This is a genomic window from Rhodococcus sp. NPDC076796, assembly GCF_040702765.1.
Classification (GTDB): domain Bacteria; phylum Actinomycetota; class Actinomycetes; order Mycobacteriales; family Mycobacteriaceae; genus Rhodococcoides.
Genome location: NZ_JBFBMS010000005.1, coordinates 19,564 through 37,667, shown reverse-complemented (window position 1 = coordinate 37,667; position 18,104 = coordinate 19,564). Strand labels below are relative to the sequence as shown.

Below are 18,104 nucleotides of genomic sequence, written 5' to 3'. Positions count from 1 at the left end.
ATCACCTACCGCATCAGGCCTGAACCACCCACACCGAATTGCCATCGGGATCACGCAGCGCGAACATGGGCGGCGCACCGTCCTCTGTCCCGGAAATTGCGTCCATGTCGACACCGCCGATCGCGCTCAGTCGCGCATGTTCCGCCTCGACGTCGGGAGTTTCGACACCGATCGAGGACCCGCCGGGCGAGGCACCCATAGGCGGATTCAGGGCGAGCCGCGCCGTCGAACCGGGCGGTGCCACCTCCACCCACCGATACTCGCCCTCGGGGCCGAAACGCGTCTCGTCGCGAAGCTCGAAGCCGAGCACACGTGAATAGAAGTCGAGAGCCGCGTCCTGGTCTGCGACGGTGAACATGGCCACGCCGATGTTCACGATGGTGCTGGATTCTGGGTTGGTCATACCGTTACTGACCCGAGTGATACGGAAAACTCACCGCGCACCCCAGACACGACAGAGCCCCGCACCGACCGGAGTCGATGCGGGGCTCTGTGTGTCGAGCGCCGTCGTCGTGAGCGGAAATTCGTAGTGGGCTACGAGTTTCTATGCACGTGCGACGGAGTCGCTCTAGCGGTATTCGTTGGAGAAACCGTAGTCATCGAGCGGCACTGCAGCGCCGGTTCCCTGGCCGAAGCCGTCCGGGCTGTAGTACTGATCGTCGTACGACGGCACCGCGTATGCCGCGGCACGTGCCTCTTCGGTCGGCTGCACCGTGATGTTCCGGTACCGGTTGATGCCGGTACCAGCCGGGATGAGCTTACCGATGATGACGTTCTCCTTGAGACCTATGAGCTTGTCGCTACGGCAGTTGATCGCCGCGTCGGTGAGCACACGAGTGGTCTCCTGGAAGGACGCAGCCGACAGCCACGAGTCGGTGGCCAGCGACGCCTTGGTGATACCCATCAGGACCGGACGTCCGGCTGCGGGCTCGCCACCCTCGGAGACGACGCGACGGTTGCTCGACTCGAATTCGCTGCGCTCGGTCAGTGAACCGGGCAGGAATTCGGTGGAGCCGCTGTCGATGATCGTCACGCGACGGAGCATCTGGCGCACGATGGTCTCGATGTGCTTGTCGTGAATCGACACACCCTGCGACCGGTACACCTCCTGGACCTCGTTGACGAGGTGGATCTGCACCTGACGGGGACCCATCACACGCAGGACCTCGTGCGGATCGGCAGCACCTTCCATGAGCTGCTGGCCGACCTCGACGTGGTCACCGTCCGCCAGGAGGCGCTCGGTGCCGTCGTCGTGCTTGAAGACGCGCAGACGCTGACGCTTGGAGAGCTTGTCGTAGACAACCTCTTCGCCGCCGTCGTCCGGGACGATGGTGATCTTGTAGAAACGATCGCCGTCCTCGAGCTGGATGCGTCCCGACACGTCCGCGATCGGAGCCTTGCCCTTCGGCACACGTGCCTCGAACAGCTCCTGCACGCGAGGCAGACCACCGGTGATGTCATCTCCGGCGACACCACCCTGGTGGAAGGTACGCATGGTCAGCTGGGTTCCGGGCTCACCGATGGACTGTGCGGCAACGATACCGACGGCCTCACCGATGTCGACCAGCTTGCCGGTGGCCATCGAGCGGCCGTAGCAGGTGGCGCAGACGCCGGTTCCCGTGGTGCAGGTGAGCACCGAGCGAACCTTGACCGACGTGATGCCCGCAGCGAGCAGAGCGTCGATGGCCGGGTCACCGAGATCGTGTCCGCGAGCGACGATAACCGTGCCGTTCTCGTCGACAGCGTCGTTCGCCAAGGTGCGGGCGTACGTGCTGGTCTCGACGTGAGCGTCGCGGATCATCTTGCCGTCGGCCATCTTCTCGGCGATCGTCGTGACGATGCCGCGCTCGGTGCCACAGTCGGTTTCCCGAACGATGACATCCTGCGAGACGTCGACCAGACGACGCGTCAGGTAGCCCGAGTCGGCGGTACGAAGCGCCGTGTCGGCCAGACCCTTACGAGCACCGTGCGTGTTGATGAAGTACTCGAGGACCGTCAGGCCTTCCTTGAAGGAAGACTTGATCGGACGCGGGATGAACTCACCCTTCGGGTTCGTCACCAAGCCCTTCATGCCGGCGAGCGAGCGAACCTGAGTCATGTTTCCGGCTGCGCCGGACTTCACGATCATCGGGATCGGGTTGTCGTCGGGGAAGTGGGCCTCCATGGCCTTACCGACCTGCTCGGTCGCGTCCTGCCAGATCTTGACCAGTGCGGAGTTGCGCTCGACCTTGTCGAGTGCGCCACGCTGGTACTTCTTCTCGATCTGATCGGCCTGAGCCTCGAAGGTCTCCATGATCTGCGGCTTCTCCGGCGGCACGAGGACGTCGGAGATCGAGATGGTCACACCCGAACGCGTGGCCCAGTAGAAGCCTGCGTCCTTGAGCTTGTCGACGGTCTGTGCGACGACGATCATCGGGTAACGCTCGGCGAGATCGTTGATGATGGTCGACTGACGCTTCTTCGGCATCTGCTCGTTGACGAACGGGTAGTCCGCCGGAAGCAGCTCGTTGAAGAGCACGCGTCCCAGAGTCGTCTCCGCGGTCCATGCATCGCCGCGGTTCCAGCCCTCGGGGAACAGCTCGTTCTCGATGTCACGCGGCGGGCGCTGCGTGGTGAGACGAACCCGAATCTGCGACTGCACGGTCAGCGATCCACGATCGACGGCCATCTGAGCCTCGGCCGGGGAGGAGTACGCCCCGAACTCGGCCTGATCGGTCGACGCGTCGACGCGCTCGCCGACAGCACCGGCATCGAGACGTGTCAGGTGGTACAGACCCGTCACCATGTCCAGACGCGGCATGGCGAGAGGACGGCCGGATGCCGGCGAGAGGATGTTGTTCGACGACAGCATCAGCACGCGTGCCTCGGCCTGAGCCTCGGCGGACAGCGGGAGGTGGACAGCCATCTGGTCACCGTCGAAGTCGGCGTTGAACGCCTCACACACGAGCGGGTGCAGCTGGATGGCCTTGCCCTCGACGAGCTGCGGCTCGAACGCCTGGATGCCCAACCGGTGCAGGGTGGGTGCACGGTTCAGCAGCACGGGGTGCTCGGCGATGACCTCTTCGAGAACGTCCCACACCTGCGGACGCTGACGCTCGACCATGCGCTTGGCCGACTTGATGTTCTGCGCGTGGTTCAGATCCACCAGACGCTTCATCACGAACGGCTTGAACAGCTCGAGAGCCATCAGCTTGGGCAGACCGCACTGGTGCAGCTTGAGCTGCGGGCCGACGACGATGACCGAACGGCCCGAGTAGTCGACGCGCTTGCCGAGGAGGTTCTGACGGAATCGTCCCTGCTTGCCCTTGAGCAAGTCGGAGAGCGACTTCAGCGGGCGGTTACCCGGTCCGGTGACCGGACGTCCACGACGGCCGTTGTCGAACAGGGCGTCGACCGACTCCTGCAGCATCCGCTTCTCGTTGTTGACGATGATCTCGGGAGCACCGAGATCGATCAGACGCTTGAGGCGGTTGTTGCGGTTGATGACGCGGCGGTACAGGTCGTTGAGGTCGGACGTCGCGAAACGGCCACCGTCGAGCTGCACCATCGGACGAAGCTCCGGTGGGATGACCGGGACAGCGTCGAGAACCATGCCCATCGGCGAGTTACGGCCGGCCTGGAACGCAGCGACGACCTTCAGACGCTTGAGCGCGCGCAGTTTCTTCTGACCCTTGCCACTACGGATGGTCTCGCGAAGAGATTCCGCCTCGGCGTCGATGTCGAAGGTCTGCATGAGCTTCTGGATGGACTCGGCACCCATGGCACCGGTGAAGTACTCGCCGTACCGGTCGATGAGCTCGCGGTAGATGAGCTCGTCGACGATGAGCTGCTTGGGAGCGAGCTTGGTGAACGTGGTCCAGATCTCTTCGAGACGATCGAGCTCACGCTGCGCGCGGTCACGGAGCTGACGCATCTCGCGCTCGCCGCCGTCCTTGACCTTGCGACGCACGTCGGACTTGGCACCCTCGGCTTCGAGCTCTGCGATGTCGGCTTCGAGCTTCTGCGCACGAGCCTCGAGATCGGCGTCGCGCTGATCTGCGACGGCCTTCTTCTCGACCTCCATCTCGGCCTCGAGCGTCGAGAGCTCGTTGTGACGGAGCTCGTCGTCGACCGTGGTGATGACGTAGGCAGCGAAGTAGATGATCTTCTCGAGATCCTTCGGAGCCAGGTCGAGCAGGTAGCCCAGACGCGACGGCACACCCTTGAAGTACCAGATGTGCGTGACCGGAGCGGCCAGTTCGATGTGGCCCATGCGCTCACGACGAACCTTGGCGCGAGTGACCTCGACGCCACAGCGCTCACAGATGATGCCCTTGAAGCGGACGCGCTTGTACTTGCCGCAGTAGCACTCCCAGTCCCGAGTGGGGCCGAAGATCTTCTCGCAGAAGAGGCCGTCCTTCTCGGGCTTGAGCGTGCGGTAGTTGATGGTCTCCGGCTTCTTGACCTCGCCGTAGGACCACTGACGGATGTCGTCCGCAGTGGCAAGGCCAATGCGAAGTTCATCGAAGAAGTTGACGTCGAGCACGTAACTTCCTTTCCCCGTTATGGGTGTTGTGCTGGAAGAGCAAATGAGAGAAACGCCTCCGGGCCTGCAGTGACGCAGGCCCGGAGACCACGGAACTACTGAGCGAGGTCGTCGACCGTGGCAGCTTCGTTGCGGGAGAGGTTGATTCCCAGGTTGGCTGCGGCACGCTCGAGGTCTTCGTCGTCACCGTCGGCCATCGTGATGGCAGCGCCGTCCGAGGACAGCACCTCCACGTTGAGGCACAGCGACTGGAGCTCTTTGAGGAGCACCTTGAAGGACTCGGGGATACCGGGCTCGGGAATGTTCTCGCCCTTGACGATCGCCTCGTACACCTTCACGCGGCCGACAACGTCGTCCGACTTGATGGTGAGAAGCTCCTGCAGCGTGTACGCGGCACCGTAGGCCTGCATGGCCCAGCACTCCATCTCACCGAAGCGCTGTCCACCGAACTGGGCCTTACCACCGAGGGGCTGCTGCGTGATCATCGAGTACGGCCCGGTCGAACGAGCGTGGATCTTGTCGTCGACCAAGTGGTGCAGCTTGATGATGTACATGTAGCCCACCGACACCGGGTACGGGAACGGCTCGCCGGAGCGGCCGTCGAACAACGTGGCCTTTCCGTCGGATCCGACCATCTGCTCGCCGTCGCGGTTGGGAATTGTGCTCTCCAGCAGGCCGGCGAGCTGATTCTCCTTGGCACCGTCGAACACCGGGGTGGCGATGTTGCTGTCGGCCGGAGCCGCCAGCATCTCCTCGGGCAGACGCTCGGCCCAATCGGGCTTGCTGCCGTCCGCGGCGATCTGCACGTTCCAACCGGTCTTGCCGATCCAACCCAGGTGGGTTTCGAGGACCTGACCGATGTTCATACGACGCGGAACACCGTGGGTGTTGAGGATGATGTCGATCGGGGTGCCGTCGGGCAGGAACGGCATGTCCTCCTGCGGGAGGATCTTGCCGATGACGCCCTTGTTGCCGTGACGGCCGGCGAGCTTGTCGCCGTCCTGGATCTTGCGCTTCTGAGCCACGTAGACGCGGACCAGCTCGTTGACGCCGGGAGGCAGATCGTCGTCGTCGTCGCGCGAGAAGACGCGGATGCCGATGACCTTTCCGTTCTCGCCGTGCGGAACCTTGAGCGAGGTGTCGCGAACTTCGCGAGCCTTCTCACCGAAGATGGCGCGCAGCAGGCGCTCCTCGGGGGTCAGCTCGGTCTCGCCCTTCGGCGTGACCTTTCCGACCAGCACGTCGCCGTCACGAACCTCGGCACCGATACGGATGATGCCGCGCTCGTCGAGGTCTGCGAGGACCTCGTCGGAGACGTTCGGGATGTCGCGAGTGATCTCTTCGGCACCGAGCTTGGTGTCGCGAGCGTCGATCTCGTGCTCCTCGATGTGAATCGAGGTGAGAACGTCCTCTTCCACGAGGCGCTGCGACAGGATGATCGCGTCCTCGTAGTTGTGGCCCTCCCACGGCATGATCGCCAGCAGCAGGTTCTTGCCGAGTGCCATCTCACCGTTCTCGGTGCAGGGGCCGTCGGCGAGGACCTGGCCGGACTCGACGCGCTGTCCCTCGTCCACGATCGGACGCTGGTTGGCGCACGTGCCCTGGTTGGAACGCGCGAACTTACGCATCCGGTAGGTCTTGCGTGATCCGTCGTCGGCCATGACCGTGACGTAGTCGGCGGAGACCTCTTCGACGACACCGGTCTTCTCGGTGATGACGACGTCACCGGCGTCGACAGCGGCACGCAACTCCATACCGGTACCGACGATCGGAGCCTCGCTGCGAACCAGCGGGACAGCCTGACGCTGCATGTTCGCACCCATCAGGGCACGGTTTGCATCGTCGTGCTCGAGGAACGGAATCATCGCGGTGGCGACGGACACCATCTGGCGAGGCGAGACGTCCATGTAGTCGATGTCGTCGGACGAGACGAACTCGACCTCTCCACCCTTACGACGGACGAGAATCTTGTCCTCGATGAAGTGACCCGAATCGTCGACCGGAGAGTTCGCCTGCGCGAGCGTGTGGCGATCTTCCTCGTCGGCGGTTAGGTAATCGACATCGTCGGTCACCTTGCCGTCGACGACCTTGCGGTACGGGGTCTCGATGAAGCCGAACGGGTTGACGCGTGCGTACACCGACAGCGATCCGATCAGGCCGATGTTCGGGCCTTCCGGGGTCTCGATGGGGCACATGCGGCCGTAGTGCGAGGGGTGCACGTCGCGGACCTCGAGGCCGGCGCGCTCACGAGAGAGACCGCCGGGTCCCAGTGCCGACAGGCGACGCTTGTGCGTCAGACCCGACAGCGGGTTGTTCTGGTCCATGAACTGCGAGAGCTGGGAGGTTCCGAAGAACTCCTTGATCGCAGCGACGACGGGACGAATGTTGATCAGGGTCTGCGGCGTGATCGCCTCGACGTCCTGAGTCGTCATACGTTCGCGCACGACGCGCTCCATGCGGGACAGGCCCACGCGGATCTGGTTCTGGATGAGCTCACCGACGGTACGCAGACGACGGTTGCCGAAGTGGTCGATGTCGTCGACCTCGACCGGAACCTCGACGCCCTCGGGTGCGGTCATCGAGGTCTCACCTGCGTGCAGACGCACCAGGTACTCGATGGTCGCAACGATGTCTTCCTCGGTGAGGGTCGACGCCACGATGGGCTGGCCCGAGTTGAGGCCGAGCTTCTTGTTGATCTTGTAGCGACCCACGCGAGCGAGGTCGTAGCGCTTGTCCTTGAAGAACAGGTTCTCCAGCAGGGTCTGCGCCGACTCCTTGGTCGGCGGCTCGCCCGGACGCAGCTTGCGGTAGATGTCGAGGAGAGCCTCGTCGGTACCGGCGGTGTTGTCCTTCTCCAGCGTGGCCATGAGGATCTCGGAGAAGCCGAAGCGCTCCGTGATCTGCTCGGTGGACCAGCCGAGAGCCTTCAGCAGCACCGTGACGGGTTGGCGACGCTTGCGGTCGATACGCACACCGACGGTGTCGCGCTTGTCGACGTCGAACTCGAGCCAAGCACCGCGGCCGGGGATGACCTTGACGCTGTGCAGGTCCTTCTCGGTGGTCTTGTCGATCGAGTGATCGAAGTAGACGCCCGGAGAACGCACCAGCTGCGAGACGACGACACGCTCGGTGCCGTTGATGATGAAGGTGCCCTTGTCGGTCATCATCGGGAAATCACCCATGAAGACCGTCTGGCTCTTGATCTCGCCGGTGTTGTTGTTGATGAACTCGGCGGTGACGAACAGCGGAGCTGCGTACGTCATGTCCTTGTCCTTGCACTCATCGGTCGAGGCCTTGACCTCGTCGAATCGTGGGTCGGAGAAGGAAAGCGACATCGAGCCCGAGAAGTCCTCGATCGGAGAGAGCTCGGTCAGGATGTCCTCGAGTCCGCCGGAGACACCACTGTCTCCGCGGGCGGCGGCACGGTCGCGCCAACTCTGCGCACCTACCAGCCATTCGAACGAATCCGTCTGTACATCGAGGAGACCGGGTACCTCCAACGGCTCGCGAATGTTCGCGAACGAAACCCTCCTCGGGGCTCCCGGTGTTCCGACAACTGCCTTGGTCTGGCTAGAGACTGCCAAGATGCGTCCTTCCAGCACCTCACGCGGGTCGCGCCGTTCCGTCGACTGACAGGACCTGTCAGCTGACACGACATGGCGACCGCCGCTGTATCTGTTTGCTATATGTGGGGCGAATTTCGGCTGGTCGCAACCAGACCGAATCCCCATCACAGCGGCCCGAAAACGTGCTTTCGGGTAACAGCGATCGAGAGGTGGACAGGAGGCAGCCAGCGCAACGTCCAAAGGTACCCCAAATGTGCGCACAGCGCAACGGGGGCATCAAAAGTAGCACCCGAGGTCCGTTCGCGCGCCGAGTCGGCAGCAGCGTGTCGGCCTTCCTCGCCGAGGCCCGAACGAACAGCAACGGTGACAGAAGACTGTGGCTGACGACCGGCAACGGTCGGTCACCACGGGGGTGCTCCTTCACGACAAGAGTGACCCCTGCGCCTTCCTTCGTCAAGAGGTCCGCGGGAATCCGCTGCCGCTATGGCAATCGGCCGCTGCTTCTGATTGTATTTCTTCTGTCGCAACCGGGGGCGGCGTCGTTCTGTCATCGGACGTGCTGTGTGACAGATCTTCCTCTGTGCCACAGACAGATTCACGGAGCACTCACATCACGTCTCGCGGGGGGACAACATGGTCACGGTGGTAAAAATCGGCGCTGCATGCAGGTGTCGAGCCCTCGGCAGCCCCGCGTGAGCAGGGGTTCGCCCGTCGTCGAGTTCGTCATCGCCCGTGCGCGCTGGGTCCTCGCTGCCGTGGTGGCAACCGTCCTGCTCGCCGGAACCTGGGGCCTGGGCGTCGTCGACGAACTCAGCATCGGTGGCTACAGCGATCCCGGGAGCGAGTCGGCGAAAATCGACGCACTCGTCGAATCCCGGTTCGGTCGCGACGTTCCGGACATCGCGGTGATCTACACCCCGACGGACGGGCGGACGGTCGACGGGATCAGGGACGCGGTGGCGGCAAGCCTGGCCGGAATCGACGCGGGTGTACTGGCCCGCGACCCCGTCACCTACTGGACGGTGCCCGACGCCTTTGCTCCCGGACTTCGATCGTCGGACGGCAACTCTGCCCTCGCGGTGCTGACTCTGACCGGCGACGAGGATCGGCGCGTCAAGTCCTACCAGGACCTGCGTGAGAAGTTGACGATCGATGGCGCGGACGTGCAGCTCGGTGGATTCTCGGCCGTCTTCGACGCGTACAACGAGCAAGCGCGGGCAGATCTGGTGCGAGCCGAGATCATCACCTTCCCGATTCTGCTGGTCCTGCTCCTGATCGTGTTCGGCGGACTCGTCGCCGCAGGAACTCCGCTGGTGATCGGCGGACTGAGCGTGCTGGCCTCCCTGGCCGTGCTGCGAGCGGTGAACAGCGTCTCCGAGGTGTCGGTGTTCGCGACCAACATTGCATCCCTCGTCGGACTCGGAATGGCCGTCGACTACAGCCTGTTCGTGATCACGCGGTTTCGCGAGGAGCTGCGCAACGGGCACGGAACGGTGGATGCGGTACGCTGCACGATGTCCACCGCCGGCCGAACCGTGGCGTTCTCGGCACTGCTGCTGATCTGTGCATTCATCGGCATGCTCATCTTCCCGCAGGCAATGATTCGCTCACTGGGCATCGGCGGCATGGCAGCGGTGGCCGTCGCCGCCGTGATCTCGCTGACCGCGTTGCCCGCCGCACTCGCCCTCCTCGGCCCCCGCATCGATTCGCTGAGCTGGCGCACTGGTGCGATCGACCGCGGCGAGGCACGGGCGCAGAGGTTCTGGGGCACAGTCGCAGACCGCGTGATGCGCAGGCCCGTCCTCGTGGCCGTTGCCATCATCGGCGTGCTGGCCGTCCTCTGCGCACCCATCTCCGGAGTAGCTCTGGGCGACCTCGACCACACGGGTCTGCCGGCGGACTCACCCGCCCGGATCGCCACGCAGAAGCTGATCACCGAATTCACCCTCGCCAACAGCAGCGTCACCGTCGTCGTCGAATCGGTCACCGACCAACCGCCGAGCCCTGCCGCGGTCTCCGAAGTCACCGCTGCAGTCGGCCGCGTGGACGGAGTCACGGCCGCGTTTCCCAGTGGCAGCACCGACAATCTGACCGTGGTCGATGCCATCATGAACTCGGCCGATCGCACCCCCGCTGCACTCGCGACACTGGATGCGATTCGATCGATCCCCGCTCCTGCCGGGACGACGCTCGGCGTAGGCGGCAGCACCGCGCAGAGCGAGGACGGCATCGACGCGATCTACTCCACCATTCCCTGGATGCTGGCCATCATGGTGCTGGCCACATTCACGATGACGACACTGGCCTTTCGTTCGATCGTGCTCAGCCTCAAGGCAATTGCCATGGCGATGGTCAGCCTGGCGGCCACTTTCGGTGTGCTCACCTGGATCTTTCACGACGGCTACGGTGCCGGGCCGATCGGCGTCACTGCCGGCCCTCTACAGTCCACGATGAGCATCCTCGTCATGGCGGTGGTGTTCGGCCTGTCCACCGACTACGAGATCTTTCTGCTTTCACGCATCGTGGAGGCCCACGACAACGGAGCCGGCACCAGAGAGGCAGTCCGCCTCGGGGCCGCTCACACCGGACGCATCGTGACGGCCGCAGCGCTGCTGCTCATCACCGTCACCGCGTTCTTCTCGTTGTCCGAACTGTCGATGATGCGACTGGTGGGTATCGGCATCATCGTCGGTCTCGTCATCGACGCCACCATCGTGCGGATGATGCTCGTGCCCGCCCTCGTCGCGCTGATGGGAAACGCGAACTGGTGGTTGCATCCCACCCCGACACGACCGACTGGGACTGGGCGGGACGGGGCCGGGGTTCCCGAACTCCCGGGAACCCCGGCCCCCGCCGACTACTGACTACCTTCGCGCCACCGAGTGGCCTCGGCGAGCGCGAACCCATGGACGTCGGCCAGCTCACCCAATCGTTCGACGCTGTCACCGTCGAGAGTGGTGCCGATGCTGCGGAGGTCGAACTCACCCGACAGGGCGATCAACATCGTCTCCGCCATGCAGGCATACGTCAGACCCGGAGCCAACCCGTAGGTCAACCCGAAATCCGAACCCGACGGCACCCTGACGATGCCGCCGTCGAACACCGTCACGTCCGGCCGCTCACCGCGCACGTCTCGGCCGATGTTCGGCGGCTGCGCAACATCGCAGACGATGGCACCCTCCATCAGGTCCGTCGGATCGATCAACGCATGCGGCGCCGATGTGGCTGCGATAACGATCAACGAATCCTGCACCGCAGCAACGGGATCGGTGAAGAACTCGAGGTGCCGCGACTTGATCAGATCATCCATGTCGCCGTTCATCTCGTGTGCAGCAACGGCAAGATTCCCCGTGCCGGACCCGCCCGTCGCACTCGCCACCATCTCCTGCGCGGCCGCCCACAACTTCGGCGCGACGACCGTGCTCTCACCCCGCCGACCGACCAGGGCGATACTGCCGACCTCGCCGGCCAACTGCTTGCCGATGGTCCGACCGATGGCCCCGGCAGCACCGAGAATCGTCACTCGGGCCTGCGCTACGTCGATTCCGCGTTCCCGGCACACGCGTCGAACAGCCCGCAGACTCGCTGCGGCGGTGAACGTGTTGCCGGTGGTGATCGGACGCGACCTCGCGCCGAGGCCCAATCCATTACCGGTGATGACCGACGAATAGCCGCCCAACCCGACGACCGTCGCACCGCGCGAGATCGCGAGTTCGACGGCGCCGCCCACCACGCGCAGCGCCTGCTCGGTCGGCAAGTGCAGCAATTGTTCCGAGGTGTAGGGCAACCCGATCAGGTCGCCGTGTGCCTTGGCGTCCCCTCCCCCGACGACCCGGCCACTGCCGATGACGAACGACGCAGGGTCGAGCTCGGATGTCGACGCAGCGAACCTCTCGAGCAGATCCTGTCGCTCGCCATGATGGAAGACGTCGAGCGCCGGGTCGAAGGCGGCGAAGAACTCCAGATTCAAGGGGTGCGCGATGAACGCGAACCGCCGATCGGTGCGACGAACGGCGATATCGGGGATGCGGCCCGGGCGGAGCGCAGCGAGCGACGGTGGGGTACCGACGGTCGGACGGCCCAGAAGGTGCCCGAACAATCCGTCCATGTCCCCCATCGCCGCGTAACCCAGCGCACGGTCGAGTGCTGCAATCAGCCGCGAGCACTGCACCGCCGACACAGTCAACGGCGGTTCGATCCGAATCACCCTGTTACCGAACAGAGTCGGAGCCACCCGGATTCCCTCGACGTCGAGCAGGTACGAACAGATGACCGCCGTCAGGTTGTGTTGCTGCGCAATCGAACCCAGTAGCGACTGACGTCCCACGAAGTTCACGTCGGCGGTGAGCTCGATGCCGAGCAGGAGCCCGCGACCACGAACACCGGTGACCACGGACGGATACTTCTCGGCCAACGCATTCAGATCCTTCGACAATTGCCGGCCGAGCACGGCAGCGTTCGTCACCACTGCGCCGTCGTCCCGGGTCAACTCGTCGATCACCGCGATGCCCACCCGAGCCGCCAACGCGTTGCCCGCAAACGTCGACGTGTGGCGCAGCGCAAAGCTCTCGTCTACCAACTTCGGTGCACACAACACCGCACCCACCGGCACGATCCCGCCACCGAGCGCTTTCGCGACGGTCAGAATGTCGGGCACCACCCCCTCGTGTTCCGACGCGAACATCCGGCCGGTCCGGCCGAGTCCCGTCTGCACCTCGTCGAGCGCCATCAGCACTCCGTGCCGATCACAGATCTCCCGCACTCGCCGCAGATAACCGTCGGGCGGACACACCACTCCGCCTTCACCCTGAATCGGCTCCACCAGGAACACCGCGTAATGGCCCGGCGCTGCCGACAGGGCCGCGTCGAGCGCGCCCGAATCACCGAACTCGATGTGATCGAAACCCTCGACCGGTGCGCCGAACCCGGCCTGATACTTGACGCTTCCGGTCGCAGACAGTGCTCCGAGCGTCTTGCCATGGAAACTGTTCCCGGTGGTCAACACGCCCAACCGTCCGGTATGCGACCGCGCGATCTTGAGCGCCACCTCCGTAGCCTCGGTACCGCTGTTGACGAACGTCGTTCGCGTCAACCCGTGAGGTGCGATGCGCCCCAACCGATCCGCCAGTTCCCCTGCCGCCGTCAATACCGAGGGCTGCACGAAAATTGGCTCCCCACTGCACCGAACATCATTGATCGCCTGCCAGATCGGCGTAGGTCCGTGCCCGAACGGCAGTGCGCCGTACGCCCCCGCGAAGTCCAGATAGCGCCGGCCGGAGGCGTCGAACAGGACTGTTCCGTCGCCGCGCACGTACTCGCGATCCAAATTCAGGGCCGACAACAATCGGTACAGTTCGGGATTGACGTTCTCGGCGAAGCCCGACCGACCGGACCTCGATTCCAGCACGGACAATTCGATAGTTGTGTCAGTCATGACCAGCATGCTCCGTATTCATCGGATCCATCCCTGGCTGTCGAGCGTCGAAATGGTTGTCCCGAACAACCAGGGCTCGTCACAAGCCAGGACGCAATCGCGATATTAATCCCGTCGTGCACCGGCGACAGATGAGCGACGAACGCACGAAAAAGCCCCATCCGCGCAGCGTTACTGCGTCGAACGGGGCCGATCCGAAAAGCGGGGCCAGCGAATCCCGGTACTACTGGTCGTCGATTGCCGACAGCTTCCAGGTGCCGTCGACCTTTTCCATGTTGACCGTCAACGGGCCCTCGGCACTACCCGAAGCAACGCCGTTCTGTGTGGCGCTGATGTTCACATTGGCGATCAGCTCGGCACTGCCGTCCTCCAACCGCGAGACGCCGATGTCGGTCACCATGGCCTCGGTTCCTGTCATCGTCTGCACCACAGCAGATTTGGTGGTGTCGGCGGTGGAGTTGAACTCGTCGAGCATCGACTGATTGAGGACCGCACGGGCGGCATCGAAATCGGCATCGATCGTCTCGGCCTTGTACGTGTAGAGAGTCTGAAGCGCATCGGTCGCGGCAGAGGTGACTTCCTGAGTGGCTGCAGAATCCACCCAGGCTGCATTGTCAATCGTTGCGAATGGCTTGAACGACGCCACAGCAGCGAAGGCACCGAGCACCACGGCAACGGCCGCGACGACAAACACGTGCTTGTAGCCGATTCCCGACATCGACCTGCTTTGCGTGGTATCCGCAGAATTCGCGTCGGACGCTCCGGACTCGATGAGAGCAGGCTCCGAGTCGGCCTTGCCGGTTGCGGTCTCGCCTGCGGCCGGCGTGTCGGTTGCGGTGTCGTCGACGGCGGGCTTGTCGGTTGCGGCCTCGTCGACAGCGGTCTTACCGCTGCCTGCCTTGCCGGTACCGGACTTCTCGAGCGAGGGTTTCGCAGCGGAGGACTCGTCGGCGACAGGCGTGCTCGATGCCGGTGTGGTGGGCGCGGGTGTGGTGGGCGCAGGAGTGGTGGGCGCAGCGCTGTCGGTTGCATCCGAACCCTTCACGGCGCTCGAATCCGCGTCGGGCGCTGCCGACTTCCCGGCTCCGGCGACCTTGCGACGGACTTTGCTGGTGGTCGTGGGTGGAACGATCTTGCGACGCTGGGGAGGCACTACAGAACTCCTTCGAAACTCACTGCACTACAGACGGAAACGACACTGCCGGGCAACGTCAGTTACCGCCGGAATCCGGCTGTGGAGCCGGCGTTGCTTCCGCGCTGGGGGTGCCCGCATTCGGGTCTGCCGCATTCGGATCTGCAGCATTGGGGTCTGCCGCATTCGGATCTGCAGCATTGGGGTCTGCCGCATTCGGGTCGGTAGCACCAGGCTCCGTCGGGATGACGGGGTTGGTGTTCGGGTTGTCCAGCGAGATCCGTGAACCGATCGGGTCGACCTTGTTGGTCTTCCACACCCCGTCGATCTCTTCCATGGCCAATCGCATCGTCAGCTTGCTCCGCTCGACGCGATCGGGCCAGGTGGTCGTCGTCGCGATGACAACGAGCGCCTCGGCGGTGTTCTCGTCGGTACTGAGCTCGGTGATCGCTGCGTGCAGAACCTCTGCCTCACTCTTGGCACCGGACTGACGAACCTGGTCGGTAATGCCCGACCGCGTCTGCTCGAGGTCGTTGAGCATCAGGTCGCCGGTGATGGACGACTTCATGTTGTCGAACGACTGATCGATGGTGGCCGCGTCGACCGTGTTGAGGTTGACGGCCGCTTGCTGAGCGCCGGTGAGAGCCGCGTCGCGGGTGTCCGCCATGGGCTTCTGGCTGAACAACGCCTTGCCCCAGCCGTAACCGAAGAACACTGCCGCTGCGAGCGCAACCACGGCGATCACGGTCACGACCGCAAGCAGAATCTTCGCTGTCTTGTTCTGCCCCGGAGTCGCTGGGGACTCCGGGGCTTCGGTGCTCGAGTTCACACTTTCCACCCTACTACTCGGTAATATCTGGCCGAACCGCTCTCGGCCCGACGATAGTGCTGAGCAGCAGTTTCTCCGATTTCACTACTTCGGCGTGACGCCGATCAGCGGTGCCAACTGGGTGGCGATCGGGTTGAGGTTCAACTTCTCGGGATCGACCTTGGGCTTGAGGTCCCACGGCTGCGGCACATCCGGATCGGCGAACACGATGCGGTTCGCACTACGAACGCCCGTCACGCTGCCCTGAGGTGTGGCGCAGTTCGCGTCGAGGTTCAGCGGGTAATTCTCCCGAGTCGGATCGAAGTTCGGGTTCTTGCGCTTCTCCTCGTCGAGGATCGCCTGGCTGCCCTCGTAGCCCACCGTGCACGGGGGCGGGTTGTTGGTCTCGAGCAACAGGCCCTGATGGATCGTGCCGTCGTCCGGGACGATGGTGGAGATGCCGGCACCGAGGGCAGGCAGGAACGTCAGGAACGGACGAAGCGCGAAGTACCGGGGTTCGGCCTGCGCAGCAACAAGTGCCAGGTTGTTGATATCGGTCGTCAGAGCCGGACCGGCATCGGTGATGAGACCACCGAGCTGATCGCCCGCCGCTGTGCCGGTGTCGATCAGGCGACGGATGTCCGGATCGCTGGACTTCAACTGAGCCGTCACCTCATCCAAGCTGGTGCTGAACTGCCGAATCAGATCCGACTGCTCGGACTGCGTGTTCAGCACCGGCACCGCGTCGCGCACCAGCGCGAGCGTCTGCGGCAGCGCCTCGTTGCCTGCCTCCGAGATGTTCCCGAGCGAATCGACGAGAGACGCAAGATCCGTGCCCTTTCCGTCGAACGCCACACCGAGCTCGTTGACGACTCGCGTCAACGTATCCAGCGGTACCGACCGAACCAGCGTGTTCGTGTTGGCGAGAACCTGTTCCACCGGCACGGGTGTGGTGGTGTCGGCCTCCGCGATCTGCGAACCGTCGACCAGGAACGGGCCCTGGTCGGTCTCGGGTTGCAGGTCGACGTACTGCTCACCGATGGCCGACCTGTTGGCCACGACGGCCTTGGTGTCGGCAGGGATGTCCGGGCCGCCGTCGTCGAGCATGAGCGCGACTCGGATCCCGTCTTCCGTCAGTTCCAGATCTCCGACGGTTCCCACCGGGACACCTCGGTAGGTGACCTCGGCGTTGGAGAAGATGCCACCGGAATCGGCGAGGTTCAGATCGACCTGGTACTGCCCGAAGCCGAGCATGTTGTCAAGTCGCACGTACTTGGCACCGACATAGACCGACCCCAGTACGGCGACCACGACGAAGAGGACCAATTGAATGCGAACCAGTCTCGATCTCACTGTCCAACTCCGAATCGCTCGAGCAGATCGTTCAACGGTGCGAACGGATCGGCCGGTGCGGGCGCGGCGGCCGCCGCTGCCTGCTCGTTCGCAGGTGCACCCGGACCGGGAACCGGTGACGGGATGATCGGCGGCAACGGCAGCAGCGAGATCGTCGGCCAACCCGGGCGCGGTCCGTTGCCGTTGTAGTACGGATTCGACGGGTCGACGACGGGCAGCGTGTTGCCGTACTTGGGCTGGATGTAGACCGGATCGCCCTCCCCGACGCCGAAGTTGCGCAACGCAGTTCCGATCGACAGGTCGAGCGAAAGGAACAGGTTCGCCGAGTTGCCCTCGATGATTTTCTCGGTGCCGTCCGCGAACGGCAGGGTGGGGATCACCGCGAGCGAGCTCACCACGTCGTCCGCCGAATCGGCCAGGGCCTGGAGCGTGGGGCGTAGTGCCCGCAGGTCCGCGATGAGATCGTCCTTGGAACGGTCGATCACGTCGGTGCCGACGGCTCCGAGACGGTCGAGCGCTCCGAGCATCTCGGTCAGCTGCGGGCGCTGCTGCTCGAGAACCTCGGTGGCGATCGGCAAATCCTTCAGCACTGCGTCGATCTTGTCGGTCTGCGTGTTGACGCGGCCGCTGAGAGTGTCCAGCCCGTCGATGGCGCGGGTGATGTCGTCACGCTGCTGGTTGAGGCCGTCGATGAGGGTGTTCGCTTGCTGCAGAAGCTCTTTGGTTCTGCCTTCGCGACCGTCGAACGCCGTGCTCAGTTCCTTGACGATCGGCGAGAGCTGCCCGACACCGCCGCCGTTGAGCAGCAGCGAGAGCGCACCGAGTACCTGTTCGATATCGGTGGCATGGCGGGTGCGATCGAGCGGGATCGTGGCCCCGTCCTGCAGACGCGCTGCTTCCTCGTCGCCAGGAGGTGCCGAGAGCTGCACGAACTTCTCGCCCAACAGGTTGGTCTGTTGCACCGATGCGATCGCGTTGGCCGGAAGGTCGACGTCGGAATTCAAGATGACGTTGACGTCGGCGGTCCAGCCGTCGTTCGGGACCGTTATCGAGTCGACGCGGCCGACCGAGACGCCGTCGACCTTCACGGTCGACTGCGGGACGAGGTCCAGTACGTCGTCGAACTGCACCGTCAGGTTCAACGGGTTCTCACCGACGTCGGCACCGCCGGGCAGCGGTATCGCGTAGATGCCGGCCGACGAGCATGCTCCGGCCGACAGCGCCACCACGCACGCACCGGCTCCGACCACCAAAGAACGCTTCACTCGAGCTCGATTCCGATTCAC

9 protein-coding genes are annotated in these 18,104 nt (G+C 64.1%); 1 reads left to right on the top strand and 8 read right to left on the bottom strand.

The features are described from left to right. Window positions 1–13: 13 nt before the first annotated feature. From AB0366_RS17165 to rpoB, 3 genes are all read right to left on the bottom strand, one after another. Window positions 14–403, bottom strand: coding sequence for a VOC family protein (locus AB0366_RS17165; protein WP_366244967.1), 390 nt, complete (start codon window positions 401–403; stop codon window positions 14–16). Between the two features lie 165 nt (window positions 404–568). Continuing rightward, window positions 569–4,525, bottom strand: a complete 3,957-nt coding sequence (locus AB0366_RS17160) for a DNA-directed RNA polymerase subunit beta' (RefSeq protein WP_366244966.1) — start codon at window positions 4,523–4,525, stop codon at window positions 569–571. A gap of 95 nt (window positions 4,526–4,620) precedes the next feature. Further along, a complete protein-coding gene (gene rpoB, locus AB0366_RS17155) occupies window positions 4,621–8,127 on the bottom strand; it encodes a DNA-directed RNA polymerase subunit beta (RefSeq protein ID WP_027498214.1) in 3,507 nt (1,168 codons plus the stop codon). A 656-nt stretch (window positions 8,128–8,783) separates the two neighbouring features. Between rpoB and AB0366_RS17150 the strand changes: the two genes are divergently transcribed. After that, complete coding sequence (locus AB0366_RS17150; RefSeq protein ID WP_027498215.1) at window positions 8,784–10,955, top strand: MMPL family transporter; 2,172 nt, start codon at window positions 8,784–8,786, stop codon at window positions 10,953–10,955. Here the strand turns inward: AB0366_RS17150 and AB0366_RS17145 are convergent. The 5 genes from AB0366_RS17145 to AB0366_RS17125 all read right to left on the bottom strand — a co-directional run bounded on the left by AB0366_RS17145 (window position 10,949) and on the right by AB0366_RS17125 (window position 18,083). Continuing rightward, complete coding sequence (locus AB0366_RS17145) at window positions 10,949–13,525, bottom strand: aminotransferase class III-fold pyridoxal phosphate-dependent enzyme (protein WP_027498216.1); 2,577 nt, start codon at window positions 13,523–13,525, stop codon at window positions 10,949–10,951. The two genes, AB0366_RS17150 and AB0366_RS17145, sit on opposite strands and share 7 nt — an antisense overlap. Window positions 13,526–13,748: 223 nt before the next feature. Continuing rightward, window positions 13,749–14,678 carry a hypothetical protein gene (locus AB0366_RS17140; protein ID WP_027498217.1) on the bottom strand — a complete coding sequence of 310 codons (930 nt, stop codon included), beginning with the start codon at window positions 14,676–14,678 and terminating at the stop codon, window positions 13,749–13,751. 58 nt (window positions 14,679–14,736) lie between these two features. Further along, window positions 14,737–15,486 carry a hypothetical protein gene (locus AB0366_RS17135; RefSeq protein ID WP_027498218.1) on the bottom strand — a complete coding sequence of 250 codons (750 nt, stop codon included), beginning with the start codon at window positions 15,484–15,486 and terminating at the stop codon, window positions 14,737–14,739. Between the two features lie 84 nt (window positions 15,487–15,570). Next, complete coding sequence (locus AB0366_RS17130; RefSeq protein ID WP_027498219.1) at window positions 15,571–16,818, bottom strand: MCE family protein; 1,248 nt, start codon at window positions 16,816–16,818, stop codon at window positions 15,571–15,573. Continuing rightward, the gene (locus tag AB0366_RS17125; protein WP_027498220.1) at window positions 16,815–18,083 is read right to left on the bottom strand and encodes an MCE family protein; all 1,269 of its coding nucleotides are present in this window, start codon (window positions 18,081–18,083) and stop codon (window positions 16,815–16,817) included. The genes AB0366_RS17130 and AB0366_RS17125 overlap by 4 nt, the downstream gene beginning before the upstream one ends. Window positions 18,084–18,104: the final 21 nt, after the last annotated feature.